Annotated in this window: 1 protein-coding gene; it reads right to left on the reverse strand. The window is 34.6% G+C overall.

Annotated features, from left to right (window positions below):
- Positions 1–342 (reverse strand): DUF441 domain-containing protein (locus tag AAX18_RS07945; protein WP_046953501.1); only part of this gene is annotated, 342 nt, incomplete at its 3' end.
- Positions 343–737: the final 395 nt, after the last annotated feature.

Raw genomic sequence — 737 nt, forward strand, 5'->3', positions numbered from 1 at the left:
TAAAATCGGTTGTTCGCCCATTAAAGGTACACCTTTGCCTGCAAGCCATGCCACAAGTACACCAACGGAAATGGAAAGTGCCATTTTCCAACTAAGAAAACCTGATAAATCAGGCAACTGAATTTTCCCTGAAACTAAGGGGCTTAAAACCCCAATGGTTAAAATAATGATACCAATTTTAACGCCATATTTTTCGAGCAAAGGAATATGTGAAGATAAAAAAGTTTGCTGCATGATAAGTAATACGGCAGCAGAAATGGTAATTGCGCTGTTGTGACTGAGTAACCCGAGAATAATTAAAATCACCAGTAATAAGGCGATTATATTGAATTGTAACGACATACTTGAAAAGTGCGGTGAGAAAATTTTTAAGGAGCATTCTATCATGAAAATACATGGAATGACTGTACACGCCATTTATTTAGAAAATTGTATTTAGAGCCAACAAATGTTAATAGTTTTCATTTATTTTTTGTTTTTTTTTGTTTTATCATACTGCTGGTTTTTATTGAAATTCATTGTTAATGAGGCATCATGTAGTCAGTATGATTTCAATGAAAGCGTTAGTCTATATCTTTATATTAAAGGAAAAGTTATGAAACCAACGTTAAAAACAACCGCATTAGCGATGTGTATTGCACTAAGTTTGACTGCTTGTAAATCTACTTCAAATTCTGGAGATGCTCGTCCAACACCAGTTCAACCAGAAGCAGCTAAAGAAGCAGCAACTAAAGCAG

It is taken from the genome of Haemophilus haemolyticus (assembly GCF_001008205.1).
Lineage (GTDB): Bacteria > Pseudomonadota > Gammaproteobacteria > Enterobacterales > Pasteurellaceae > Haemophilus > Haemophilus haemolyticus_Q.